Genomic DNA, 26,872 nt, shown 5'->3' on the forward strand with positions numbered 1-26,872 from the left:
GCATCCCGCTCAGATCATTGAGTAAATAAACGTTACTGTGCAACCATTACATTGTCTACCAGGTACGTGCCGTCTTCTGTTTCCAGGTTATACGCCTTTGAGACAATGCGCGCATTTTGCTTTACAGCACCCACTTTCCAGGATGATACAATGCCTGTGGAAGGCTCGTAATGGTAAAGGATGTCATTCTTGCTAAGTTGTTTTAACCGCTTCTTTCCTTTGCTGGTCTGAACGCGGTGGTTAGGCGTTGCTTCCAGCAGCAGGGCGGGGATCATTTTAGGATCATAGTTGGCAATTCCTTCGGCAGGGCGCAGGTAAATGGCCGTTAACGAAAAGTCAGGTTTGTTATACACATCAATCTGCCGCACCTGCGTAGCCATGCTTTTGCCTCCCTTGCAGGTTTTAACATGCTCACCCACCTTTACATCTGCAATCGATTTCACACTTCCGTCCGCCATTGTAACCGGCGCATTGTCCGAAAAGTATTTATGTCTTTTGCTCTTTTTGGATACTTTAATCGTCACTTCTGACTTTACATTGTCAGCGGTTGTCATATTGGTTTGGGCAACCAGGTTCAATGATAAGATGGCAAGGACAGACGTAATGACGAACTTATGCATAAATGTAAGTTTCAATTGAAAATCAGGCTTTGGAAACTTTGACGAAAACTTTACTTAAAGCATTAGGCAGTGCGCCCAGAACAATAAAGATCATACCGGAGGTAAGCAGCGTAGAGGTATGTGCAAAGAAAGAGCCGGACGAAAGAATAGCGAGGATCAGAATGGTGGAGAATGGCAGGGAGAATGCCAGAAGCAATACAGCCAGTTCCAGGTCAAATGTTCTTTTTTCTTTCGGCAAACCTTTCGCATCTTCCCTCAGATTAAACGCTGAAATATGCGCCAGCGGCCAGAAACTGGCTGCACTTAACGGAATCACAATAGCAAGCAGAATCAGGGAAAGGTCCGTAATGTGCAATACGTAGATCATTCCCGCGCTGATGATCATGGTAATGCCTGCACGGAAGAACAAAATGCTTGCTACAATGCGTTTTTTGCCCTCTTTAAGCTGTACAGCCAGACCAATGAACAGAAGCACAAGAGGCGTCATCATAGCACTGGTTTTGTCGAAAATTTCGGTAACCACAAACGGCAGGCTGCTGTAATTTATGCCCACGCTCAAAAGTATGATCGCGAGGAAAATCAGAATGTTAATAGGCTCCTGAAACATACTCACAAACAGGCTTTTCAGCTTTCCACCCATTTTTGTCTCCTTGTCATCACTGTTTTTCAAAAACATGTTCATCGCGAGAATGTACAGGGATATCAGCACGAAAAATTTATTTCCAACATCCGCTAATGCAGCGATAGCAAGACTTTTTTCGCCCAGAAACTCCGCAATAAACGGAAAGCACGACAGGCCGGGAGCGAGTGAAGGGATGAGCATCATTAATGTCCTGCCTGTCGGGCTGTTTTTTTCAATACCAAACAATGAGAATGCGAGGGGTGCCGAGAAAAACATTAAGAAATTGAAAACCAGCGTCACCACCGGAATGATGATCATGGAGGAATCAATATCAATCTTCATTAAAGAAATAAAGATCGTCGACGGCAATGCAACGGACAAAATGATCTCCTTAATCCCATTTGTCTGGTCTTTGTTTTTGAATTTGGACTTCAAAAGAAGCCCCAAACCAATTAATAATAAGAGTGTTATAGTTTTTTGCAATGCATCACTCATGATCAAAATAATTTGAATGGTCAATGGCACTTCGGCTACGCTCAGTGTGACAGCACTTCGGCCGCCCGGCGGCCCTGCTACGCTCAGCGAGACAAGCTTTGTTAGCCTTAATTTAAATGGTCAATGGAACTTCGGCCGCCCGGTCCGCTCAGTGTGACAAGCACTGTCACACTGAGCGTAGTCGAAGTGATGTTAGCTCAGCTGGTTCAGCGCGCCGACGAAGGATTTCATTTCGTCCATCGTTCCGATGCTGACGCGGCACCAGGGCTTGTTTTGAATGTCGAATGACCTTACGGCAACTCCTTTTTCGCTCATCTTGGTGAGGAGTTCCTTACCGGTGATGCTGATCGGGAATAACACGAAGTTGGTGTAAGAAGGAATGTATTTGTATCCCAGTTTATCCAGGTTTTCGTATAGATACAGTTTCGCTTCGTGGTTCAGTTTGCGGGTGTTGTCCTGGAATGCGCTGTCGTCCATGCTTGCCGACGCTGCGAAAATGGACGTGTAAGAAATGCCCATTCCACCACGCGTGATCTTATTGATCGTTGCCAGGTAAGTAGGCAGTGCCACCATGTAACCTACGCGGATTCCGGCCATTCCCATGATCTTGGAGAACGTGCGGGCTACGATTACATTTTTCTTTTGTGATAGTAGCGAAACCATGCTTTTCGTATCCGCGCCAACAGCAAGCTCAATGTAAGCCTCATCTACAAATACAGGCACTTTTTCCGAAACGCGTGAGCAGAAATCCACCAGATCCTGACCTTTTGTGATGGCGCCGGTTGGGTTGTTTGGGTTGCAAACGTAAACCAGTTTTGTTTCGCTGTCGATCGCCGCTTCCATGGCTTTCAGGTCGTGCGACCAGTCGGCTGTGCAGGGAACGGGTTTCCAGGTTGCGCCAACGGATTTGGCCACCTGAACAAGCGACATATAGCAAGGATCGGCAGAAACAATGTTTCCTTTTCCGTTCATAAAGGTTACCAGAGCCACTTTTTCCAAAAGATCCGATGATCCCGGTCCCATCATAATGTGGTCCGCCGGAACGCCTTCTTTTTTGGCAATTTTATCAATCAGATCATACATTTCTTTCCATGCGTAACGGTTTCCGTTCTTCACAGAATCAGCAACGGCTTTTTGCGCCGACATAGGAGGCCCGTATGGGTTCTCATTGGAGTTTAGTTTCGCAATGATCTTCGGTGCTTTGAAGTCGTTTGGCAAGAAATGTTCTCTTACCATTGGGCTGCGGAAAATGCGGTTCTCAGGGTCCAGACTAAGCGGCGTGTTGGAGAATGCACCCATGCTCAGATGCGGTGCCAAAGTCATTCCTCCGATTGCCATTAAACCGGATTTTAACAGATTTCGACGGTCCATTTTTTGAGTCATTGTTGTATTGGTTAGAAAAGATGTGACGATAAATATTTGTGGTAAATTCCTTGATACAATATACAGAATAATTAAAAAATTACCTGTACACTATGCTTATTTTGAGTTAGTTAGCTTGAATTTGAGAAAACCTCGTGAACGCAATTCCTTTATAAGATCCCGTCCAGGAAATTTTGGTTACCGCGCCTGCCTTGGGTGTTGGTACGCCTAGCTCAGCCCAGGTTTTATCGATCGTTACAAGGCCTTGTGCATTAGACGTGACCTCGCCCAGAACGGCTCCCGAGCGCAATGTTATTTTGATCGCGACATTTGGAACGGGAATGGAATCGATGCCTTTGGTATGGTCAAGAATGTTGGTCTTGTCGAGTTCCAGTAACCTGGCCGAAAGGGTAAGCTTGGGTGCAGTTAACTGGTAACCCACGGTGGGCTCGCTGGCAATGGGCGCGCCGAATGCTGCGCCAACAATGTCCACCAGCACGGGTGCCACGTCTACGTCCAGGAACGGATCTTCTTCTTTGCACGAGGTCATCCCCAGCGAAAGCGTAAGCGCGAGGCAAAGAGCGGGAATGTATGTCTTGATATTTTTCATAATCTCGATTTTAAATGCGTTTTTTGGAATGATAACCCGATTACTTTTCTACCCACCAAAGCTTGGTTTTCATGTCATTAGGGCCGCCGTTCAGGCCTTCTCCTGCTTTTACCGACTCAGCATTCAGTGAATATTCCGAGTTGGGATAGGGGAAGCGGGTGGGCAGGATGCCTCCGTTTTGCAACACTGCGCGCGGGTCTGGTGCCGGAAACACCGGGATTCCGGTTCTGCGCCATTCTGCCCAGGCTTCAACACCCTGTGCAAACAATGCTACCCACTTTTGCTCCAATACTTTTTCCCGCGTCACGGCGCCGAGTTTGGTAATGAATGATGCAGGAGGTGTTAAGCCATATTGTGCAAATGAAGCGGCGATGCCGGCATCAAAATATGTCTTAGGGCTGCCAGTGATCTCGCCGTCCAATGCTGCTTCGGCCAGGATAAAATTCAATTCGGCAAATGTCATAATTACCTCCGGGGCATCCATTTTGGTAAATGCGTCGCCAATGGTGGAGCTTGTTGCCAGGTAAGTGGTGGCGATCGCGTCAGGCAGGCCGTTTGGGTGGCCTTCGTATTTGCCGTCTTTGTTTGGGTTGGCATACACCTTGATGCGGCTGTCGTCCAGTGCATTCATCTTGTCAGCCAGCGTTTTGCTGATGTTCCAGTCGGTGCGGCCATCCTGCTTCATTACCTGGTTCCACTCGTTGTTACTAGGCAGGACCGCTGTGCAGTTTAGCTGAGCATTGTCTGCGTTGCTGGTGAAAATCGGGAATTTTTTCGCGTCGCCTACGATCTCGGTCATAATGGCTTTGGACTCAGCAGGTTTTTTCGCAGCCTGACGGTTCGCAAGGCGAAGGCGCAACGAATTTGCGAATTTTTTCCATTTCAGGATATCACCTCCATACATAATGTCACCCGCAACGGCCGGGCCGCCTACAACCAGTTTTTCGTTGGCCATTTTCAGGTCGTTCAGCATTCCTGCGTAAACCACTTCCATAGCGTCGTATTTTGGCGTGTAAACAGGCGAATCTGCTGTTCCATTGATCGCGTCGGTGTAGGGAATCGCTCCGTAAAGATCTGTCAGTAAGGAGAAAACCCAGGTGCGCATTACTAATGCGACGCCTTCATAGTTGGAGTGCGGATTGGCCGATCCTTCGCCGCTCATTGTAATGATGCGTTGGAAATTGAGTTGCGAATCGTTGTAAAATCCTTTCCAGTTGTTGGCAACCAATGCAGGTGAAACCGTGTAGTCATCGCCTTCATTGGAATAAATATTACGCGTCAAATGCTGCACATAAAGCTCGGCTGCATCGATGTTGATCCGTTCGAAACGGGTGCGGTGCCCCCAGTAACGGTCGATGGCGGTTTCAATGCCGGTAGGAAGCAAATACTGTGGTCCAATGGCCGTAGGGCTGTTCGGACTTGTATTCATTTCATCAAAATCTTTGGTGCAGCTCGATGCAGTAAGAATCCCTGCAAGCGCCGTCATCCAAATGGTTTTATGATTTAATATATTTCTCATTTTTCAGATTCTTTAAGGTCAGTTAACTGGATCAGAATGACAATGACAGGTTCATACCCACGCTGCGTGAGCTAGGCAGCTCGCCGTAACCGAAACCTTGTCCGTTGGCTCCTTTTGCATCAATTTCAGGATCAATATGCGGTGTATTTTTGAAGATCATCCACACGTTACGTCCTACTACTGAGAGCTTTGCAGACTGAATTTTGATTCTTTTTAAAAATGAAGGGCTGATACTGTAACCCAGGGAGACCTCGCGCAGCTTTACATAACTCGCATCAAAAATCGCTGATTCGTGATAGTTACGCGGATTGCTGTAACCGTACAATTGGTTTGCTGTTACGATAATGTCATTAGGAATGTAGGATTTAGAACCATCCGCTCCTGTAACTTCCCGAACGCCTTTGCCGATCACACCTTCTTCACGGCCCAATGCAGTTTCTGCATATTGACCTGTCCAGCGCGCTGTTCCTGTTCCTTCGTCATAAATGTCTCCGCCGATGCGCACATCAACCAGTGCACTTAGAGAGAAGCCTTTATAGTTGAATGTGTTCAGCATGCCACCGATCCAGTCGGGTTGAACATTACCGAGTTTTTGATTGGAAGCTGTAACCGGTAAGCCGTTTGCTCCGTAAACTGTTTGTCCGTCCGGTGATTTCTGGAATCCCACACCGTAGAATGTTCCATAAGATTCCCCAACACGTGCTTCTGAGGTCATGCCGCGTTGTGTGGCCAATGTGTAGGTCGTCAGTCCTTCTGCCAGCTCCACCACTTTGTTGCGGTTACGGGCATAGTTCAAAGAAACCTCCCAGCTGAAACCATTCGACAATTTGACAGGCGTTCCGGACAATGTTACTTCAACGCCTTTGTTGGTGATCTTTCCTGCATTCAGGATTCTCTTGTCATAACCACTTGCTTTTGAAATCTCAACACCCAGGATCTGGTCTTTTGTAGTTTGGTCGTAATAGGTCACATCCAATCCCACTTTTCCTTTGAAGAAACGCAGGTCAGCACCTAGTTCAAGACCGGTTGTGATCTCAGGTTTCAGGTTAGCGTTAGCGATCTGAATGTTCTCAGCGAACTTAGGCACAGCTCCATTCCATGAACCACTCGCTGTGAATGTTTGGGCAAGCTGATAAGGCAGGGCGTCGTTTCCAACCTGGGCATAACTCGCTCGGATCTTGCCAAATGAGAGGACATTGCTTTTCACATCAAACAATTCCGTAACCACAGCGCTCAAAGAAGCCGAGGGATAGAAGTAGGAGCGTGCATTGGAAGGCAATGTGCTTGACCAGTCATTTCTGGCAGTAAGGTCAAGGAACAGGCCGTCTCTCCACGAGAAGTTCGCCGTTCCGAACAAGCTTTGTGTTTCCGATTCTTCGATTTTACTTTCAATGGTGTTGGCGCTCGGTACAGAGTTTCCTGCATTGTAAAGGCCGTCCACAACCATTTCGCCCACAGCGAAGTAATTTCTTTTGTAATAATTTTTACGCTGGATTCCGCCCAGCTGGACATTCACACCAAAATCACTTGTAATGTTTTTATTGTAAGTCAGCATGAAATCCGTGTTGGTTTCCTGGCTACGCAAAACCTCTTCGTTAAAGCGTCCCGGTGTTCTTGTGCCGTTCCGAACGCGAAGGAAGTTGGTGACATTAATACGCGTATCTGACCAGTAATCCGTTCCTGAGCGAAGCATTAAGGAAAGGGAAGGCAGGATTTTGTAGTTCAAAGCAATGTTCCCTAGCAACCTGTCTTTCTCATTGCCGGAAGGCATTTTTAGCTGAGAAAAATAAGGGTTTGTGAAGAATGTATGCTGCCAGTTTGCTGGATCTGTGTCGCCGGCTTTCTGGTTATGTACATCAGCATATTGTTCGTAATTCCGCAGCTGATCCCATGAAACTGACCGGTGAGACCAGATAAACTCCTGACCAGCTGCATAGCTGCGGTTGTCGGAGCCCGATTTGATATACTCACCTGACAATGTTACACTGATATTTTTGGTCAGGTTATATCCCGAGTTAATACGGAAGTTATTTCTGTGAAAATCATTGTAATACATGATCCCTTTCTGATCAACGCGGCTCAATCCCAAACGGAAATAGCCTTTGTCGTTTCCGCCTGAAAGTGCCACCGAGTTTGTAATCGTGCGGCCTGTCTGCCAGTATTCTTCCCAGTTATTAGGCTGAGGAGTCAGTGGTGCAACATCGTCACCAGTCCACCACTGTCTCACCATACGGCCATCCATAGGTGCTCCCCAGCTTTCATCCGTTCCCTCTGAGCCAGCGAGAGGATATCTTGCGTCATAAACAGCTCTGTATTGTGCGATTTGCGCAGGATCCGTGATAGAAGAGCTCCATCCATCGTTATACCAGGTCCGGTAACCGCTTCCGCCGCCGTATGTGTTTTGAAAGTCAGGCTTGATCCACGGACGTTCGAATGTGATGTTTGAGTTTACTTCAACACCCAATCCTTTTGTTCCTTGTCCGTTTTTTGTTGTGATCAAAATAACCCCATTGGCTGCACGTGAACCATATAATGCGGCTGCATTAGGGCCTTTCAAAACAGACATTTCTTTAATGTTGTCCGGGTTAACTTCTGAAATTCCGCCTCCTAATGTTTTATTAGCCGTTTGCTCCATAGGAACACCGTCGATGACGATCAGCGGCTGGTTGTTTCCTGAGACCGAAGAAGATCCGCGGATCTGGATGGTCGAGCTGCTGCCCGGGCCGCCATTGGATTGTACACGCACACCGGCAATTTTACCCGATAATGCATTGGCCACATTCGTAGACCGCGATTCTGTTAGTGAGCTTCCTTTTACTTCCTGGACTGTGTAGCCCAATGCTTTTTTCTCACGTTCGATACCAAAAGCAGTAACCACCACTTCGGCAAGCTGGCGTGTATCGGCGTCAAGTTTTATGTCAAATTGGGTCTGGTTGCCGATGGGCAATTCTTTAATTAAGAAACCAACATAAGAAACCACAAGAATTCCGTCACCCGGGACAGAGAAACTGAATTTTCCGTCTGCATCTGCATTTGAACCCACATTGGTTCCTTTGAATATGATAGAGGCGCCTGCAAGTCCGAGGCCATCGTCTGCTGCTGTAATTTTCCCGCTGATCTGACGCACCTGAGCGTAGGCAAGCGGAGCAGTAAGAGAGGCCCATAATAATAAGAGTAGAACTTTACGCATGGGAGAAGATGAGTTAAATTGTTGTTAGGTATCAGTAATCGGAGTAGAAAAAAGTTATGGCTGTGTGGTGTCCACGTTGCCGTGCGCCGCACACACTTTCGCGTGGACAGAACAACACAGCCATAAGCTTGCAAAACTGCTTTTCCGGAAAGCAATACCCTCTTAAATCGAGGACAGACAGCATTTCGCGCTTAGGCAAAAACAAAGCAATCCTAGCGCAGACATTTGCCTGTCCACGGTGTTCCTGGTAAACCTGTTATTGAAAAAATTATATTGTACCTGGATAGAACCTGCCGGATGCGTTTGGTTATCGCAGCCGGATTTATTCAATCTTCCTCCTGATACAGACAGATATATTCATGTGCGGCTGGAATACATCTGCTTTTAAGAAGTTCAGTCATTCGTTTAACGACTTCTCAAATATACTGACAATGTGAAATAATGCAAGAGAATAAACTTAATTATTGAAGTTTTTTGCAATAAAAATTGGTCATTTAAAACGGTTATAAAATGTTTTGGTAATAATTTTATATTAAGTTTAAATTTCCCGTTTCCACAGAATCTCTATTCGTCTGCTAGACTTAAATTTTAAATTCCTACAAATAATTGTCTATAATTGAGATTATTATGAACCTGATATTTTTATTTTAAATAAAATTACGGTTACAAATGTTGATTTTTGAACTTAGTTTCGGAAATATAGCAAAAACGCAAAAAGAGGACTTCCGTTAGGAAGTCCTCTTTTTATTTATCTAAGAATAATTATATTAATTGGTAATTGCTAGTCGATATAGCGTTTCAGGATTGGCTTGTAGGAATCAATGCGGCGGTCTCGCAGGAATGGCCAGGTTGTTCTGTAAAAATCCAGCTTTTGCAAGTCGAGTTCTTCTACATGCGTTACTTCCTCTTCGTGCGGCGCGAGATAAAGCAAGCGGCCTTGCGGGTTGGCGATGAATGATCCGCCCCAGAACTGCTGGTCCACTTCGCGGCCTGTCCGGTTGACAGCAACGACGTAAACGCCATTCGCAACGGCATGGCCGCGCTGAATGGTTTGCCACGCGCCGTATTGCTCTTCATTAATAACCGGATCAGTTTCATTGGTGTCCCAGCCGATCGCCGTTGGATAAAACAAAATTTCAGCGCCCATCAAGCTCGTAATGCGGGCTGCTTCGGGATACCATTGATCCCAGCAAATGAGCACACCGATCTTTGCAAATTTTGTATCAAAAACGCGATAACCATCTTTGTCACCCGCTTCACCCACGGACTCGCCCATGGCTGCATCACCGGGTGTGAAATAAAATTTCTCGTAATAACCCGGATCATCCGGAATGTGCATTTTCCTGTATTTGCCCAGATAAGCGCCATCCGCATCCAGAACCGCCGTGGTGTTATGATACAAACCATGTGCCCGTTTTTCAAAAAGGGAGGCAATGATCACCACGCCGAGTTCCCTCGCCAACGAACTTAACGACTCCGTAGAAGGACCAGGAATCGGCTCTGCCAGGAGGAAATTTTTATGATCTTCCACATCGCAGAAATACAGCGAGCGGAAAAGCTCTTGAAGACATACAATGTTGGCGCCCTTCGCCGCAGCATCCCGGATGCCCTGCACAGCTTTCTGGAAATTCGCTTCCACGTCTTCCGTGCAGCTCATCTGGACGATGCCAATGTTTACCTTTTTATTCATGAATTGTCGTTTGTGATCTGAATGTTCAGCTATTTTAACATTAATTGTTCCCGGGTAGTTCTTTTATCGGGAAGTTGAAGGACAGCTCGTTCATGCATTTGAAATGTTTTTGCGGACAAGCTTTATAACCGATCTTGGAGCAGGGTCTGCATTTGAGATTGTTGTTTTCTAAAACTTCAAATGCCGTTTTGTAAGGATACATCCCAAAACCCGGAATCGTATTTCCCCAAATTGAATATACTTTTTTCTTAAATGCAGCAGCCACGTGCATCAATCCCGTGTCATGTGAGAACACGATCAGCGATTTTTGGATCAATGATGCCGATTGATTGAAATTGTATTTTCCGCAAGCATTCAGGATTAACTCGTCGCCAACAGCTTTCCGGATTTCCTCGCCTGCTTCAAAATCTTCTTTCCCGCCCAAAAGCACGGTTGGGAAATTGATTTTCCTGCAAAGCTCGATCATTCTCGGAACTGGTAACTTTTTTGTATTGTGCTGTCCACCAATAGCATATGCGACAAATGCTTGTTGGTGCGTTACAGGAAGCCAGCTGGTTTCCACATTGTCTTTATAGGGAATGAAATAATCCAGCCCTTGCCCGTCATTCATCACATTGAATGCGCCTAAGGTGTCCATATATCGGTCGACAATGTGAATATCCGGCAAATAATCGACCTTGAATGTGGTCCGCAGCCATTTCAGCACATTTAATTTATCAAAACTAAATGCCTTAACACCCAATGCCAGCTTAATGCGCAACGTCCGGATGTTTGCGTGCAGGTCAATGATGTAATCGAAATGTTCTGCTTTGAGCTGTTTCAGGATAGGGTTAATGTCCTTATCGAGCAGCCAGATTTTATCGACATATGGATTGTCGGTAAGGAGAAATTCGAATTTTGATTTGGTAAAATAGTGAATTTCAACATTAGCCTGTTGTTTCAAACACCTTATCACCGGCGTGGTAAGCACAATGTCACCAATGGAAGAAAAACGCAGGATAAGGACTTTAACAGGTTTATTCACTTTTTATTTCTTGTCGTAATTGAAATGGCAACAGATTTTGAGGCCTCGCATGTTTCCATCGTCTGTGGCTCCAAAGCCAGTTATCGGGCTGGCGCTTAATGTCTTCTTCCAGATATTCGATCTGACTTTGCAGAATGTTGTTCGTCGGCTCTTTCTTCGGATTTTCTGTGATCAGCTTGAAATAGGAGCGGTAATGTCCCCTTTTTTGCTCATCCCGTAAAATGCCCATGTACAAAACCGGCGCATTCAGGCGCTTCGCAATCAGCTCGCCGCCTCTGAAAATCCCGGTGTCCTGGTTCAGGAAATTGGTCCAGTAAGCCTTATCCGGACTTGGTGACTGATCATTGACCAGCACAAAAAGAAACGGTTTTTCCCTTGGCGCCATCGCCCGGACCATCGCTTCTTTCATAGGCACCATTTCCGTCCCGAACTTGGTCCTTACTTTCTTAAACCAGTCCTCAAAGATCTCGTTGGCCAGCTCGTGGTAAACAACCACAATTTGGTAGGATAATTTGGCAGAAGCAAATAAGTTGAGCATTTCCCAGTTGCCCAGGTGCCCGGAAACGACCACGACGTTTTTCTGCTGCGCATAATAATGATCCAGCAATTCGGTCTCCAAGTCAAACCGGCCGAGCAGATCATTCTTAGAAATGGACCTTAACTTAATGGTTTCAAAGACAATGTCGGTGAAATTGCGGTAATAACGGCGCGCGATGCAGGCAATGGTGTCGTCGCTGTAAGTAGGGAAACTGTTTTTGAGATTGGAGAAAATAACCTGCTTTCTGTAATGGCCAATGTCAAAAATGAGAAAGCGGAAAATATCGGAAAGCTTATATAATTTTTTCCACGAAAGCTTCGAGATCGCTGTCAGCATAAACAGCAATAGTCGGGTGGAAAGTGTTTTCATTGCATTGAATTCTATTGCAATGAAAAAGCAATTCTGCAAAAGAAATAGTTCCGGAAAATGTCACTTTTCGGAGACTTAGCAATCAAAAAATGGAAGGGGAATCAGTTCAAAGTCTGCTCTGGTTTCAGGCAAGCGGGACGCTTGTGTTTCCAGCGACGATGGCTCCACAGCCAGTTATGCGGCTGACATTGAATATCATTTTCCAAAATGCGAAGCTGTTTTTCTAAAATTTCATTGTTTTTCACCTCCTTAGGACATCCCGTAATCGTTGAAATAGCCACCTGATAGTAACCGCGCTTGTTGGCAACTTTGCTGAAATCGGCATAAAGAACCGTAAGATTGTAACGCCGCGCAATGGTCTCAACGCCCCGGAAAACGCCCGTGTCCTGGTGCAGGAATCTGGTCCAGAATGCAGTTTTAGGATTAGGGGATTGATCATTTGCTAGCACGACGACGTAAGGTTTATCTCGCGGCTTCTGTAACTCTTTAAAAATACAATCCATAGGAACCAGTTTCGCACCAAAACGCGTCCTGAGATCCCTAAACCATTGATCCGAAGCCTCATTCTGCAATGGCCGGTAAACCACAATGCATTCGTGTGTGAAGCAAAGCGATGAAAATAGATTGGCAAGCTCCCAGTTGCCGCGGTGGCCCATCAGATAGATAATGTTCGTTTTATCATTATAAAACTTGTCCATAATGCTGATGTCGCCTTGCAGCCGCTCGCGCACACATTCCGGGCTGGCCGTGCGGAATTTGAGCGTTTCAACAATTAAATCTGTAAAATGGAGCTGAAAATCTTTTGCTATGCGGGATAACTCTGCATCCGTTTTGTCTGGAAAACTGTTTTTTAGATTTTCGCGGATCACATCCCGGCGATAACGGCCGACGCTAAAAATAGACCAGCGCAGAAAATCGGAAAGCCGGAAAGCGTTTTTCCAGGAAAGCTTTGAAACCTGATTTAGGATAAAAAAAAGAAACTTTGAGACAAATAATTGCATGCAGACATTTTAGTGCAATAATACGTATATATTATATCTATATGAAATCCTGGTTTTTGTACGTGCAATTTGTTACATTCACTGCTTCAAAACCAGTTCAATAACGACGTCTTGGAGGGAATATTTGACATAAAGAATGATCGTCGCCTGAGCATGTATTTGTATCGGATGGGATTCGGCATGTGGCTGATGTATCTCGTTCTCGGCGCGCCTGCATTGCATACTTTCAAACATTACCGCCAGGATTGTGGCCTTTTGTCATTCGCATTAATGATCTTCGGCTTCACCGCTTCTATGGTATACCATTATTTTCATCATCACGATCAGTATGAGATGAAAAAGAAGTGGCTGTTTATCAGCTATGTCGTGCTGGCAGGGATTATTTACTTCCTGGAATTTAAAGGAAAGGGGAGTGGAATCGATTTCAACTGGATTCTGAGCCTGCTCTAATTCGCTTCACTCGCAACAGATCCTTGCTGCATCAGTTGTTCAATGTGCTTATAGCTCAGATCTGGCAATGCAGCCACTTTTCCGATCACAATTACAGCCGGAGAAGCAATTTCACTCACTTGGGCCAATGCCGAAATGTTGCTGATCTTGCCTGTTACGACCTTTTGATTTGCTAATGTGCCGTTTTGAATGATGGAAATGGCCTCGTCCGATTTGTTCAGTTTTGAATAAATAGAAACAATTTCGTTCAGCTTATGCAAGCCCATCAGGATCACGACGGTTGCCGTGGATTGTGCGGCCAAATGTACATCATTGGAAAGCGCATGCTGTTTTGTTGTGCCGGTAATGACCCAAAAACTTTCGCTTAATCCTCTCGAAGTCAATGGGATGCCAGCTAATGCCGGAGCTGCATAACTGCTGGAAATGCCGGGGATAATTTCTGATTCAATGCCGAATTGCGCAGCATAAACAACTTCTTCATAACCCCGACCGAAAATGAATGAATCGCCGCCTTTCAAACGGACAACTTCTCCGTAAATACGCGCATTCTCAACGATCAACGCATTGATGTCGTCCTGGGTACAGCTGGTTTTACCAAAACGCTTGCCGACCAAAATTTTAACGCAGTTTTCAGGACAATAATCGAGCAGGGAAGGGTGGGCGAGGGAGTCGTACAAAACCACTTTGGCTTTCTGTAACGCTTTAACCCCTTTCAAAGTGATCAGGTCCGGATCTCCTGGCCCGGCACCAATGAGTGTAAGTTTCATATCTGAAAGACTTCGACTTTCGGCTGTCGGCAATCAAGCATAATGCTGAGTGCAGACAACCGAAAGCTGACAGCCATTTTAACTATCTTTTCCGAATGACAATTCTTGCAAAACAGGCTCGCCGGTTTCAACCAATTGTGATTCACGTGTATTGCGAACGAAATTCAGGAATTCTTCTGCTTTGCTCAGGAAGTAAGTCGCAAATTCCTGTGTAGGCTCGAAATGATTGATGCTGAATGCCAATGAACGGAAAGGCGCTTCGGCTTTGTCTTCGCGGGCAAATTCAGCCGGTGTTTCATATTTGAAATCCTGTCCGAAATGCGTGTCAAAGTCATTTACGATGCCATACTGCGTGTTCAAAGTCACGTCTTTGGTCATTAACAAACCTTTCGCGCCGGTGATCAGCACATTATAGGCATGATAAATCGCATCCGCCCAGATTCCTGATTCGTAGTTTTCTTTGGCAAGATTCAATTTTTCCTGTCCTTCTGTGATCGTCGTGGCTACAAGGTCAACGAGCACACTTGCACATTCTCCAACCCCGATTTCTGTTTTGAACAATTCGTCGTGGTCCCAGTCGCGGTAATCGTCGTCTTGCAAAGTGGTGAGATCCGCAATCGGTTTCAGCAATTGGAAGAAGTAATTTTTGCTCTGACGCTGGTAATATTGGTTAAAATATTCGCCATCATATGCATTGGCTTCAAAATCATTGAAAATCGTGCGTAGCGCCTCAGGACCGCGTTTGGTCGGAACCTTGATCACTTTATCGCCGATCAAACCAACGCCGTCACCTGTAAATCCACCGCCCAGCAAAACCTGCAATGCGGGAAGAACCAGCTTGCCGTTTTTGATAGAGCTTCCGTGGAAACCAATGTTGGACGCATTATGCTGGCCGCAACCATTCATACATCCGCTTATTTTGATCTTAATGTCCTGATTGTAAATCATTTCAGGGAATTCGTCACGCATTACATCTTCCAGCACGCGCGTAATTCCATAGCTGCTTGAAATGGCCAGGTTACAAGTGTCCGTTCCCGGGCAAGTTGTAATGTCCATTGTGCTGTCAAAACCAGGCGCTGCAAGTCCTAATTTTGACAATTCGTGATAAATCGCAACCAAGTCTTCACCTTTTACAAAACGAAGCACATAACCTTGGTTCACCGTTACACGAATGTCATCCGCAGCATACTGACGAACCACATTGGCAAGCTGGCGCGCTGTATCCGAATGCATATCGCCCAAAAGGACGCGTAATTGAACAGCGTACCAGCCTTTTTGTTTTTGTTCAAAAGTGTTGGTTCTCAACCATTTTGTAAAAATATCAAGCTTTTCCGCTTCAATGCTTTGAGAAGCAATGTTCAAAATTTCAGCTTCTGTCAAAGATGGACGCGGAGCGAAAGTGATTGATTCCACTTCTTTCGTTCCAAACAGATCTTCCGGAATTGTGAAAATCTTGTTTTTCAGCGCAACGCGTTGTTCTTCAACTCTGGCCATCATTTCTTCAAGGCCGATGTCGTTCAGCAAGAACTTCATACGCGCCTTATGGCGACGCACGCGCTCACCGTAACGGTCAAAAACGCGGAGCAATGCTTCAATGAAAGGAATTACTTTATCTTCTTCGAGAAATTCAAAAGCCGTTTGTGCAGAAAAAGGCTGTGCGCCTAATCCGCCGCCAATCAGCACTTTGAAACCTTTCACCGTTTCGCCTGCTTCGTTCACGCCCATTTTAGCAATAAGCCCGACGTCGTGAATGAATGCCAATGCTGAATCTTTTTCAGAAGAAGAAACGGCAATTTTAAACTTCCGGCCCATATCCTGATTGATCGGGTTGCGGAGGAAATAGCTGAATATGGAATGCGTGATTGGCGTCACGTCAAACGGCTCGTCCGGATCAATTCCAGCGATCGATGAAGCCGTTACGTTACGGATCGTGTTTCCGCAGGCTTCTTTCAATGTGATACCGGCATCTTCAAGATCGGCCCACAATTGCGGCGAATCGGAAAGTTTTACAAAGTGCAGCTGAATGTCCTGGCGCGTGGTTGCGTGCAGATTACCCGTTGCAAATTTGTCGGAAGTATCCGCGATCCTGACAAGCTGGTCCGCCGTAATGCGACCGTAAGGCAGCTTGATACGGATCATTTGGACGCCCGGCTGGCGCTGGCCATAGACTCCGCGTGTAAGCCTAAACTTACGGAATGCTTCCTCGGGTGTCTCGCCCGTGTTAAATGCATTGATTTTTTGGTTCAAATCAATGATATCGCGCTTCGCAACAGCGGATACTTTGTCAGAAATCAATATTTCGCTCATGGTGATAATTTCTTTTATTCGATCATGCAAGCTCCTACGGTCACATTTGACGTTTCGTCGATCAGGATTGCTGCGCCATTCGCGCGGTTTTTCTGATATGGGTCGTAGGCGATGGGTTGTGCTGTTCTTAATACAATTCTGGCAACGTCGTTCAGTTTCAGGCTATCAACCTCATCCAGCTTTTCGTAGGAATTAATATCAATTTGGTATTCAATGTCGCGGATAGAACATCTCGATCTTGCTGTTCCGTGCTGTAAAACGTATTTATTGCCCGCTTTCAAAGTCTTTTTATCGTCCATCCAACACACGAGCGCCTCAATATCCTGGCTCACAATCGGTGAATTGGTGACCGAAACAATGGTGTCGCCGCGGCTGATGTCCACGTCGTCTTCCAGCAAGATCGTCACAGATTCTAAAACAGAGGCCTCCTCAATTTCGTTTCCGCCAAATTCGATTTTAGCAATCCTGGATTCGGTTTCAGACGGCAAAACTTTGATCATATCGCCTTTTTTGAATGTTCCGCTTTGCACACGTCCCGCATATCCGCGGTAATCGTGCAATTCGTCCGTCTGAGGGCGGATCACATATTGAACTGAAAAACGGCCATCTTCCTGATTCTGATCTTTCAAAACATTGACATTTTCCAAAACAGAAAGCAATGTTTCGCCTGTATACCAGGGCATATTTACGGATCTGTCCACAATGTTATCGCCATTCAAGGCGCTAACCGGAATCAATGTCAGGTCTTTGATATTCAGTTTGGAAGCCAGTTCCTGGTAAGATTTCGCAATCTCCAAAAACGCATCTTCCGAGTTGCCAACCAGATCCATTTTGTTAATCGCAACAATCACATGCGGAATGCCCAGCATGGAAGCAATTAATGAATGACGACGGGTTTGTTCAACAACGCCGTGACGCGCATCCACGAGAATGATCGCCAAATCTGCATTAGAAGCACCCGTAACCATATTTCTGGTATACTGAATGTGTCCAGGTGCATCAATGCTGATAAACTTGCGGTTAGGCGTCTGAAAATATTTGTAAGCAACGTCAATCGTAATCCCTTGCTCACGCTCTGAACGAAGGCCGTCCGTAAGCAACGCCAGATCAATTTCGCCCACATTGCGGCTCTTACTCGCGCGCTCAATGGCCTCCATCTGATCCGCCAATATATTTTTTGTATCGTAAAGCAAGCGTCCGATCAACGTACTCTTGCCATCGTCCACGGAACCTGCTGTTATAAATCTTAGTAAATCCACCTTTTTTTAATGTTGAATGATTGAATGAGTGAATGACTGAATGTTAAGTACTCTGCCATCCTTAGTGCACTGGAAAGCCTGCCGGTCGAAGGATGTCTTCTGAGTCTAACGCTCTGTTGCCGTGTCAACCTAGAGTAATGCCCTGCTGACCTGTCACCCTGAGCGGAGCCGAAGGGCAGCACCATGTTACCTCAGAAGTAACCCCCCTTTTTCCTATCTTCCATCGCCGCTTCCGTCTGCTGATCATCGATCCGCGTCTCACCTCTCTCACTAATCCTGGAAACAGTAATCTCAGCAATAACCTCGTCCAACGTCGCAGCACTCGACTCTACAGCCGCCGTGCAGGTCATGTCACCAACCGTTCTGAAACGAACCTGACGCGTTACGATCTGGTCGTATTCGTCTTTTTCGATAACAGGCGTGTTGTTTAGCAATTTGCCATCTCTCAAAATCAATTCACGCTCGTGGGCGAAATAAATGGATGGTAATGTGATGTTTTCTCTTTTCAGATATGCCCAAACGTCCAGTTCTGTCCAGTTAGAAATTGGGAAAACGCGCACGTTTTCACCTTTATGGATTCTGCCGTTGAATAAGTTCCAAAGTTCAGGACGCTGACGTTTTGGATCCCACTGACCGAATTCGTCACGGAATGAGAAAATGCGCTCTTTCGCACGAGCCTTTTCTTCGTCACGACGTGCACCGCCGATGCAGGCATCAAACTCAAATTCTTCGATTGTATCCAGCAAAGTGAAGGTTTGCAGCCAGTTACGGCTTGCATTCTTGCCGGTTTGTTCTTTTAAACCTTTCGCCTTTATGGTGTCTTCCACATAGCGAACGACCAGTTTTGCGCCGATTTGTTCGGCCAGTTCGTCGCGGTAATTTATCGCTTCAATAAAATTATGTCCGGTATCAACGTGCACCAGTGGAAAGGGGATTTTTCCGGGGGCAAAGGCCTTTTGGGCCAGTCTTACCAATGTGATAGAATCTTTTCCACCTGAAAACAACAATGCAGGGCGCTCAAACTGGCCTGCGACCTCACGCATAATGTAAATCGCCTCGGCCTCCAACTGGTCCAGATAATCGGGTGACTTGCGTCGCGCTTCCTGATCGCTGATATCCGACACTTCTTTAACTGAAATTGACATATTCTGAATAATTGTTTTTCTATAAAATGGGCTAATACTGCCCGTTTATGGCATTTTGCAAGCTATTTAGCATGCAGGCCACATTCTTTTTTCGATTCATCTTCCCACCACCAACGTCCGGCGCGGAAATCTTCGCCTTCCTGGATCGCACGGGTGCAAGGCGCGCAGCCAATACTTACGAAGCCTTTGTCATGCAATGGGTTATAAGGAATGCCATTCGATTTAACATATCCCTTCACCTCTTCAAATGACCAATGCAAAATCGGGTGAAACTTCACCAACTGGTGCGCTTCGTCCCATTCCAGCTGCGGCATATCATGTCGGTTTCCTGACTGTTCTGCCCGGATGCCCGTAACCCAGATCTTCGCACCTTTCAAAGCGCGGTTCAAAGGCTCCACTTTGCGGATAAAGCAACATTCCTTCCTGTTTTCAACCGAATCGTAAAAGCTCAGAGGTCCTTTCGTGCTGACCAATGTTTCGACTGAATCCGTTTGCGGATAGTAAACCTTGATCTTCGTATCGTAACGATTATTCGTCTTTTGCAGCGTCATATAAGTCTCGCCGAAGAGCCGTCCCGTATCAAGCGTGAAGATCGTAATATTCAGATTATTCTTTAAAATAAAATCCGTAATAACCTGATCTTCATAGCCCAGGCTAGTCGAAAACACAACCTCGCCAGGAAAAAGATCCGCCAGAATCGCCAGCGACTCCGTCTCACTCTTGCCCTCAATGGCCGCGTTTAAAGAAGATATTATTGTTTCGTTCATGGTGAATATAGCAATCGTCTTAACTTAGTCTAATATATCACTTTTCACCGACACCTCCACGGCGTTTGTGAAGTCTTCTATCAAATCTTCAATGTCTTCCAGGCCTACTGAAATGCGGATGAGGCCTTCGGTAATGCCTAGTGCTTTTTTCTCTTCTGGTTTCAGTTTGGCGTGGGTGGTTGTGTTTGGGTTGGTTACGATGGTTCTTGTATCGCCTAGGTTTGATGATAGAGAAGCAATTTCCAGTGCATCCATAAATGCGGAAACACGCTCAAAACCACCTTCCAGATCAATCGTGACAATGGCACCACCGGCTGACATTTGCTGTTTGGCCAGTTCGTGCTGCGGGTGCGATTCCAGGAATGGATATCTTACGGATTTTACATCCGGATGTTTTTCCAATGCTTCAGCAAGTGCCAATGCGTTTGAACAATGTCTGTCCATTCTTAATCCCAATGTTTCAAGACTTTTAGTCAAAACCCAAGCGTTGAATGGCGACATGGATGGTCCTGTCTGGCGGCAGAAAAAGCGTAACTCCTTGATATATTCTTTTTTTCCAACAACGACACCACCTAAGACACGGCCTTGGCCGTCCATATATTTCGTCGCAGAATGAACGATCAGATCCGCGCCATATTCAGCAGGATTCTGCAAGGCTGGTGATGCGAAGCAGTTGTCTACGTTGAAGATCAGGTTATGCTTCTTGCAAAGTTTTCCAACCATGGCAAGGTCTACCAGATCAAGACCTGGGTTTGAAGGCGTTTCCAGGTAAACCATTTTGGAATTCGGCTGAACCGCAGCTTCCCAATCCGCTTCGCTTGCATCCGCATCCAGATACGTGTATGTGATGCCCCATTTGCTCAAAATTTGCGTAATCACCTGATGTGCAGAGCCGAACAATGCACGACTTGCGATAATGTGATCGCCGGTTTTGAGTAATGCAGCCATACTTGCGAAAACTGCTGCCATACCCGTTGCAGTTGCAACGCCATCTTCACAATCTTCTAAAAGACAAACCTTATCAACAAATTCCTGCACGGTAGGATTGGAAAAACGGCTGTAAATGTTGCCTTCTTCGGTTTCCTCAAAAAGTGCTTTTCCCTGTTGCGCGCTTTCAAATGTGAAGCTGCTGGTCAGGAACAATGGTGTTGAATGCTCGCGATACTTGGTCTTCGGCGTTTGCGTGCGTATCGCTTTGGTTTGTTTTTTCATGATTCGAATTCATTGGCTGTTACTTTCAGCCTTTTTTGTTTTAATATAAAAACTAAGTGCGTTCACTTAGAAAATGTCTTTTATAAACTGCTCAGAACCATGTAAATGATCCTCAAACTCACAATGATAATCACGGTTCCAACCATTATCATCATGGTTTTGATCGGTAGTTTTCTGGATAAGTTTGCGGCGATCGGGGCAGCGGCCATACCACCCAATATGAGCCCGAGCACGACCTGCCAATGCGAAAATCCGATGAGGCTGATGAAGGTAACTGAACTTGCGAGTGAAACAAAAAACTCCGCCAGGTTGACTGATCCGATGGTGTATTTCGGGTGACGTCCGCGGGCGATCAATGTAGATGTTACAATAGGTCCCCAGCCGCCGCCGCCGATCGAATCGAGCGTTCCGCCTGCCATCGCCAGCCAGCCGATCTTAGTCATTGGCTTCTTTTCAACTCGCTTCTTTAACGCTTTCTGGATGATAAGAATTCCCAGAATTAATGTATAAACAGCCACTAAAGGCTTGATAACGTAAATGTATTTTTCAAAAGAAGATAGGAGGTAAGCACCCGTAATAGCGCCTAAAACGCCCGGAAACAGGATTTTTTTGAAAAGCTTGCTGTTCACATTACCGAATTTCAAGTGCATATAGCCCGAAACTCCGCTGGTAAATATTTCAGAAGTGTGTACGCTCGCGCTTACAGCCGAAGGCGGAACGCCCAATGTGAGCAGAAATGTAGCTGCCGTAACGCCATAGGCCATGCCTAATGCGCCGTCGATCATCTGCGCCACAAAACCGCCCAAAACATAATAAAAGAAACCTTCACTCAATTCGAGTTCGTTCCAGAGAACAGTCAGGCGGTCGTAAGTGAAGAAGGTGAAAAGCAGGTGACCGAGGACCATTAACGCTATCGCGGAGAAGATGTTAACCGCAACTTCGGTGCGTGTTCTTTTACGAATGGTGGCGGCCCAGATTTTCTGCTGTATCGTTTCCCAGGTCAGCGGCGTTTTTGTATTATTCCTTGTTGGTTTGTGCTCAGCTTCAATTGGCAAAGTAACATTAGACGAAGCATTAAAACGAACATCGGATTCATCAGGAAGATCGCGGAGGAAAACCACCTGACCCTTTTCCCGGGCCAGAGCCGCCAGGCGCCGATCTTCCTCAGGATCACCACTTGCGATGTAGGCTACATCCAAAGATTCCCAATTTTTATCCGATGAGGGTGTAAAATCCGCCGCTTCCTTCAAAGTCTATGTAGTATACTATTATTATAGAGTAATCAAGCAATAAAATAGCAAACAAATGTTTGCTATTTCGGGTGCCAAATTTAAGATCAAATTATTAGTTTTCAAAGAACAAAAATCTCCCGGCAGAGATCAATAGCAACGGATCTGGAATAAAGAGACGGGCGTTTGCGGGTTGGGATTCGTCACTTTTATTTTCAAAAACTGGGTCTGGATAGGCTTGTTGAAGGAAATGGTTCGGTGGGAAAGGTGATTATCATGGATTTTACCCACGATTTCATCCTGATCATTACAAATTTCAATATCTGTTGCGCAAAAGGGCATAACCGTTTCGGGATGCACATAAATGACGTTTTCCATGGGATGGTCAAAATCGGTGTCGAAACAAATGTCGATTTTTTGAATGTTCACCGGCGCTTCCCAGCGGATGGTGACCACCGGTTCGGCATCATTGAAGTCGGCAACCCATGCATTCGGACTTGCGATGGGGCGGTTATGAATATTTCTCAAATTTTCAGGTTCAAAAAGGGCGATCGGTTCGGTGAGACTGAATGCCAGATTGCGTCCTTCTGGCCTTCGCTGCGGGCACCAGAATTCGAATGTGTCCACGCCAATGTCTTCCATCGGCTCTTGTTTTCCGTAATTTGAAACAGCCGGATTGGTCGCATTAAAGACCGTTAGCAAGCCCGTTACGCGTTTTTCGCTATATTGGATTTTAATGTTCGGGTTTTTGATAAATGAAACAAAAGCATAACCAGCATCTTCAAAAACAGCCGACCAGTCGAGCTGAATTTCATGTTTTCCAACATTCAATTCAAAAGACTTTGTTTCTAGCGTAACATCCGGCGTGTGGTTAAATGCCTTGCTGCTTTTTCTTAATTCAACCACCAGTTCAGTGTCGGCCAATGTTTCCACCCAAACGGTTACAGATGGCATTTTCCCCTGAACAGGCAACATTTGCGCGACCGAATGTTCGATAACCGCCCAATGATCCGAGCCCGGAAGATCTTTTAATTTCAAACTGGAAGAAGCACTTATCTCAATGGCTTTCTCGACCAGATTTTCTGAATCAGCAATGTCAGTTTGTGGCAAATATTGGCCTGCTCGCCATAATTCCAATTGCAATTCTTTCAAATGCTGTTCACCCACCTCACGTGGCGGGCAATTATATTTTTTCGCAAGCGCAGCCGCGACGGCGACCGCCTGACCGCCCATCGCGCTGGTGGCCATCACGCGGGTGGACGCAAATGCTACGTGCGTCGCGCTGATAATGCGGCCTGCGATGAAGAGATTATTGATGTTTTTGCTATAAAAACAACGATAGGGAATGCTGTAAACGCCTTTGCTATGCCATTGATTACAACCCGATTGGTCACTGTAAACGCCATCGGCGGGATGCAGGTCCAGGCTCCAACCGCCAAAGCCGACCGTGTCCGGAAACGCAGTTTGCTCCACAATGTCCTGCTGTTTTAACAAATAATCTCCTTCAAAACGCCGGCTTTCGCGTTTCCCCGGAATCGTGCCAACCCATTCCAATGTCATATTTTCCGATTCAGGAAATGCGCCTGAATTCTTAATGTAGTTCCAAGCTCCATAAACGACCTTCCATAATTCCCACTTGATTTTTTCCGTATCATGCACAGTATCAAGTCTTCCGCCATATTCCAGCCACCATAGCCGGCAGCCAAAATCTTTCGGATTGAATGTCTTGTAACGCGGGATCTCCGTAATGTCCTGCAATGCATACGAAGGCGGAATGAACTTCACCGGGCGGCCTATGTCCTTGGAATAGAAATACATAGAATGCCCCAGCAACTCGCCATAAGCCTTATCCGGTGCAAATTTTTCGCCAAACTCATCCATGGATTCCGCGCCCATCCGAAATGCCGCACCTGCAAGAAACCCGACAATTCCATCCCCGGAGGCATCGCAGAAAAGCGGTGCGGTAACCGTGTATTTAGTGCTGTTTTGAGAGCAAAATGCGTGGACGGCCGTGATAGTTTCGGTTTCTGTATTTTTGTCCAAATCATATACTGCAGTGTTCAGCAGCAATGTAATATTCGTTTCTTCAATGACCTTTTCCAGCAAAACGGTGTCGAAAATCAGCGGATTTCCATCCGGATTTCGGTAAATATTTTCGAGCATGATCTCGTCGATCACGCCGCCTTCGCGGGCCCAGCGGTTGTTGTTGCCCATGTGCGAGGTTGCGCCGAGGATCCATAGCCGCACTTCGCTCGAACAATTGCCGCCCAAAACCGGCCTGTCCTGGATCAATGTCACCTTTACGCCAGCCCTCGCCGCCGTAATCGCTGCACAAGTGCCCGTTAATCCTCCTCCTACAATCACCAGATCTGCCGCCGATGCAATGGTTTTGGGTGCTCTTTTCTCAGATGCTTCTTCGCGTATCATTTTGTAAGGTCATTAGCTCCACTCTGTATTTGCAAAAACCGGAGCCGTTGCAAAAACCAGAGCGCGTTTTATAATTATTTCAATTCAATGTCTGTCTCGATGCTGGTAAAACCGGTCGGTTTCGAGATATTAATGTGCAGTTTCTTATCAAAACCCGCGACCGGAATGTCGATTTCCTTTGCTTCGCCCGGCTTTATTTCCGGTAAACCAATGGTCAGGCCGTTTGCTTTCAGCTTATAACCTTTGATTGTTCTTGCTGGAAAATCGCCGCGGGCGGTCAACCGAACGGTTAGCAAATGCTGACCTTGTCCGCCTGCTTTGAAACCTACTTTTTCAATGGTAACCGGTGAATATTCCTTTTGATGAACACGGTAAGCAGCTCGGAATGAGCGGTCGGGGCCGACGATGCCCCATGGGCGATAGCCGTTTGCATTCGTCCCATGATGGCGGCTTTGGTAATCATTATAAGTCCACCAGGAAGTGCCCACCACATAAGGTCGTTTACGGAACTCAAGCATCAGATCCGTAATGTGTTGCGCCTGAAATGCTTCGTCTTTTGCATCCGCCCGCACGCCCCATTCGCTTACCAAAATAGGCTTGTCGGGATAAAGCGAATGAATGTGGTCCAGGACTTTGGCGTGGTTTCCGTAGGTGTTGGTCGAGATGAAATCCACGTATTGACTGGCCTCATCTTCCGGTTTTTTGGGTAAAATATTGAGGCGCATAGAGGCGAATGTGTAGAGCCGTGTCGGATCAAGGGATTTGGCAAACTCGATCATATCCTTCGTCCACTTTTGTCCCGCAGGCTGCTCGGAAAGATACTCATTACCAACACTATAAGCGATTACGCTCGGGTGATTCCAGTCTCTTTCCGCCATTTCGGTAAACTGTGATTTGAACTTCGCCCGCATCGAATCATTGTCCATTTGATTGGGCGTAAGCTGCCAGTTTCCGGCCTCGGTAATGATGAGCATCCCGTGTTTGTCGGCCAGGTCGTAGAAATATTCGGAAGGCGTGTAATGCGTTAAGCGCTGGAATTCCATGCCTGCTTCCTTCATCAATTTAAAGTCTTTTTCAATCAGCCAATCGGGCTCCACCGAGCCCAATCCCGGATAATCCACAACCCGGTTTCCGCCGCCAACGCGAATAGATTTGCCATTCAGAAGCAGCTGTGCATTCTTTACTTCCACTTTTCTTATCCCAAAATGCGCAGCGATCGAATCTTCGCCCACAGCCACTTTAAGCTGATATAGATTCGGCTCATCCAGATCCCACAACTTCACCTGCGCAGCCGTTAATGTGGCTTCGGCTTCTATAAAACCCGTTTGCCCAGCCGGAATGCTTTCCGACTTGCCTTTCACATTGACAGGAACCGCTTTCCCATCAAACAAAACTTTATAACTGACCTTCGGCGACGCGGCAGCCTTAGAAGCATTGCGGATCCTGATCCTGGTTTTCAATGTTGCAGTGCCCTTTGCCAGGTCCGGTAGGGCATCTATTTTCAGGTTTTCGGCATACACTTCGGGCTCGATGGTCAGGTAAACGGGACGCACCAGACCACCGTAATTCAGCCAGCCCATGAAAGGATCATTGATGTTGCCATTGTCCTTCGCACCCGGAATCGTGCCCGGTTTCCACGTATCATTATTAACCGAAACCGCCAGCAGGTTATCACCATCTTTCAACAAATCCGTCACATCAAAGCCGAACGGCGTATAACCGCCTTCATGCGCACCGACTTTCTCATTATTAAGCCAAACATTCGTCTTATAATAAGCCGCATCAAAATGCAGGATCACGCGCTTTTCGGCAACTGGTTTCCAGGTAAAAGTCTTTCTATACCAGGCCGTTCCGGTATAATGTTCGAAGCGCGGGTCCGAAGAAAAGCAATGCGGCACCGTCACCTTGTCCAGCCGGTTACTCTCCGCCAGCTTGTCCATATACCATTTTCCCTTCATCCCCATCTCAGCAGGATCCATCGCAAAAAGCCACTCTCCGTGCAGCGGAATCGCATTTGGCTCCCGGATTTTGAACTGCGCAGAAGCAGATTTTGGGGCAAAGTATAAGAGGGTTAGCAGGATTAAAAGTTGTTTCATTGTATATATTGAGTTTTTAAGACGGATATCGATATTTCAATTCAAAATGTTTTTACGGTCGGATTTAAGGCATTATCGCGGTTTTTCGTTGCTACCAATGTTGCGTCCCTCCGGGACTTGGTGACTGCGTTTTGTTGATCTTTTCTACTAATGTTTCGTCCCTCCGGGACTTG

Annotated in this window: 20 protein-coding genes; 1 reads left to right on the top strand and 19 read right to left on the bottom strand. The window is 46.3% G+C overall.

Annotated features, from left to right (window positions below; genetic code table 11):
- Positions 1-32: 32 nt before the first annotated feature.
- The 10 genes from NFI80_RS24315 to NFI80_RS24360 all read right to left on the bottom strand — a co-directional run bounded on the left by NFI80_RS24315 (position 33) and on the right by NFI80_RS24360 (position 13,040).
- Positions 33-620 carry a Hint domain-containing protein gene (locus NFI80_RS24315; RefSeq protein WP_233797046.1) on the bottom strand — a complete coding sequence of 196 codons (588 nt, stop codon included), beginning with the start codon at positions 618-620 and terminating at the stop codon, positions 33-35.
- A 22-nt stretch (positions 621-642) separates the two neighbouring features.
- Positions 643-1,737, bottom strand: coding sequence for an AEC family transporter (locus tag NFI80_RS24320; RefSeq protein WP_233797045.1), 1,095 nt, complete (start codon positions 1,735-1,737; stop codon positions 643-645).
- Between the two features lie 192 nt (positions 1,738-1,929).
- Positions 1,930-3,120 (bottom strand): pyridoxal phosphate-dependent aminotransferase, encoded by a 1,191-nt coding sequence (locus NFI80_RS24325; protein WP_026628192.1) that lies wholly within the window; start codon positions 3,118-3,120, stop codon positions 1,930-1,932.
- A 106-nt stretch (positions 3,121-3,226) separates the two neighbouring features.
- The gene (locus NFI80_RS24330; RefSeq protein WP_233797044.1) at positions 3,227-3,709 is read right to left on the bottom strand and encodes a hypothetical protein; all 483 of its coding nucleotides are present in this window, start codon (positions 3,707-3,709) and stop codon (positions 3,227-3,229) included.
- Between the two features lie 40 nt (positions 3,710-3,749).
- Positions 3,750-5,228, bottom strand: a complete 1,479-nt coding sequence (locus NFI80_RS24335) for a SusD/RagB family nutrient-binding outer membrane lipoprotein (protein WP_235164116.1) — start codon at positions 5,226-5,228, stop codon at positions 3,750-3,752.
- Positions 5,229-5,259: 31 nt separating this feature from the next.
- Positions 5,260-8,418, bottom strand: coding sequence for a SusC/RagA family TonB-linked outer membrane protein (locus NFI80_RS24340; protein WP_233797042.1), 3,159 nt, complete (start codon positions 8,416-8,418; stop codon positions 5,260-5,262).
- A 781-nt stretch (positions 8,419-9,199) separates the two neighbouring features.
- A complete protein-coding gene (locus tag NFI80_RS24345) occupies positions 9,200-10,108 on the bottom strand; it encodes a carbon-nitrogen hydrolase (RefSeq protein ID WP_255703516.1) in 909 nt (302 codons plus the stop codon).
- Positions 10,109-10,148: 40 nt separating this feature from the next.
- On the bottom strand, positions 10,149-11,132 hold the full coding sequence (locus NFI80_RS24350) for a glycosyltransferase family 9 protein (protein WP_235164117.1): 984 nt from the start codon (positions 11,130-11,132) through the stop codon (positions 10,149-10,151).
- Entirely contained in the window at positions 11,125-12,039 is a 915-nt protein-coding gene (locus tag NFI80_RS24355) for a lysophospholipid acyltransferase family protein (RefSeq protein WP_235164118.1), read from the bottom strand. The genes NFI80_RS24350 and NFI80_RS24355 overlap by 8 nt, the downstream gene beginning before the upstream one ends.
- 101 nt (positions 12,040-12,140) lie before the next feature.
- Positions 12,141-13,040, bottom strand: coding sequence for a lysophospholipid acyltransferase family protein (locus NFI80_RS24360; RefSeq protein WP_235164119.1), 900 nt, complete (start codon positions 13,038-13,040; stop codon positions 12,141-12,143).
- Positions 13,041-13,151: 111 nt separating this feature from the next.
- Here NFI80_RS24360 and NFI80_RS24365 point away from each other — a divergent pair, with 111 nt between their 5' ends.
- Positions 13,152-13,490, top strand: a complete 339-nt coding sequence (locus NFI80_RS24365) for a hypothetical protein (RefSeq protein WP_374759647.1) — start codon at positions 13,152-13,154, stop codon at positions 13,488-13,490.
- Here NFI80_RS24365 and cobA read toward each other — a convergent pair.
- From cobA to NFI80_RS24410, 9 genes are all read right to left on the bottom strand, one after another.
- Positions 13,487-14,257 (bottom strand): uroporphyrinogen-III C-methyltransferase, encoded by a 771-nt coding sequence (cobA, locus tag NFI80_RS24370; protein ID WP_235164120.1) that lies wholly within the window; start codon positions 14,255-14,257, stop codon positions 13,487-13,489. The genes NFI80_RS24365 and cobA overlap by 4 nt on opposite strands.
- Before the next feature lie 78 nt (positions 14,258-14,335).
- The gene (locus NFI80_RS24375) at positions 14,336-16,564 is read right to left on the bottom strand and encodes a ferredoxin-like domain-containing protein (RefSeq protein ID WP_235164121.1); all 2,229 of its coding nucleotides are present in this window, start codon (positions 16,562-16,564) and stop codon (positions 14,336-14,338) included.
- Positions 16,565-16,578: 14 nt separating this feature from the next.
- Entirely contained in the window at positions 16,579-17,823 is a 1,245-nt protein-coding gene (locus NFI80_RS24380) for a sulfate adenylyltransferase subunit 1 (protein WP_235164122.1), read from the bottom strand.
- A gap of 191 nt (positions 17,824-18,014) precedes the next feature.
- Positions 18,015-18,968 carry a sulfate adenylyltransferase subunit CysD gene (gene cysD, locus NFI80_RS24385; protein WP_233797035.1) on the bottom strand — a complete coding sequence of 318 codons (954 nt, stop codon included), beginning with the start codon at positions 18,966-18,968 and terminating at the stop codon, positions 18,015-18,017.
- Between the two features lie 62 nt (positions 18,969-19,030).
- Positions 19,031-19,735 carry a phosphoadenylyl-sulfate reductase gene (locus NFI80_RS24390; protein ID WP_235164123.1) on the bottom strand — a complete coding sequence of 235 codons (705 nt, stop codon included), beginning with the start codon at positions 19,733-19,735 and terminating at the stop codon, positions 19,031-19,033.
- A 24-nt stretch (positions 19,736-19,759) separates the two neighbouring features.
- Entirely contained in the window at positions 19,760-20,947 is a 1,188-nt protein-coding gene (locus NFI80_RS24395) for a trans-sulfuration enzyme family protein (RefSeq protein WP_235164124.1), read from the bottom strand.
- 80 nt (positions 20,948-21,027) lie between these two features.
- Positions 21,028-22,146, bottom strand: a complete 1,119-nt coding sequence (locus NFI80_RS24400; RefSeq protein WP_235164125.1) for a TSUP family transporter — start codon at positions 22,144-22,146, stop codon at positions 21,028-21,030.
- A gap of 180 nt (positions 22,147-22,326) precedes the next feature.
- Positions 22,327-24,603 carry an FAD-dependent oxidoreductase gene (locus NFI80_RS24405; RefSeq protein ID WP_235164126.1) on the bottom strand — a complete coding sequence of 759 codons (2,277 nt, stop codon included), beginning with the start codon at positions 24,601-24,603 and terminating at the stop codon, positions 22,327-22,329.
- A 74-nt stretch (positions 24,604-24,677) separates the two neighbouring features.
- A complete protein-coding gene (locus NFI80_RS24410; protein WP_235164127.1) occupies positions 24,678-26,699 on the bottom strand; it encodes a glycoside hydrolase family 2 protein in 2,022 nt (673 codons plus the stop codon).
- Positions 26,700-26,872: the final 173 nt, after the last annotated feature.

The organism is Dyadobacter chenhuakuii (assembly GCF_023821985.2).
Lineage (GTDB): Bacteria > Bacteroidota > Bacteroidia > Cytophagales > Spirosomataceae > Dyadobacter > Dyadobacter chenhuakuii.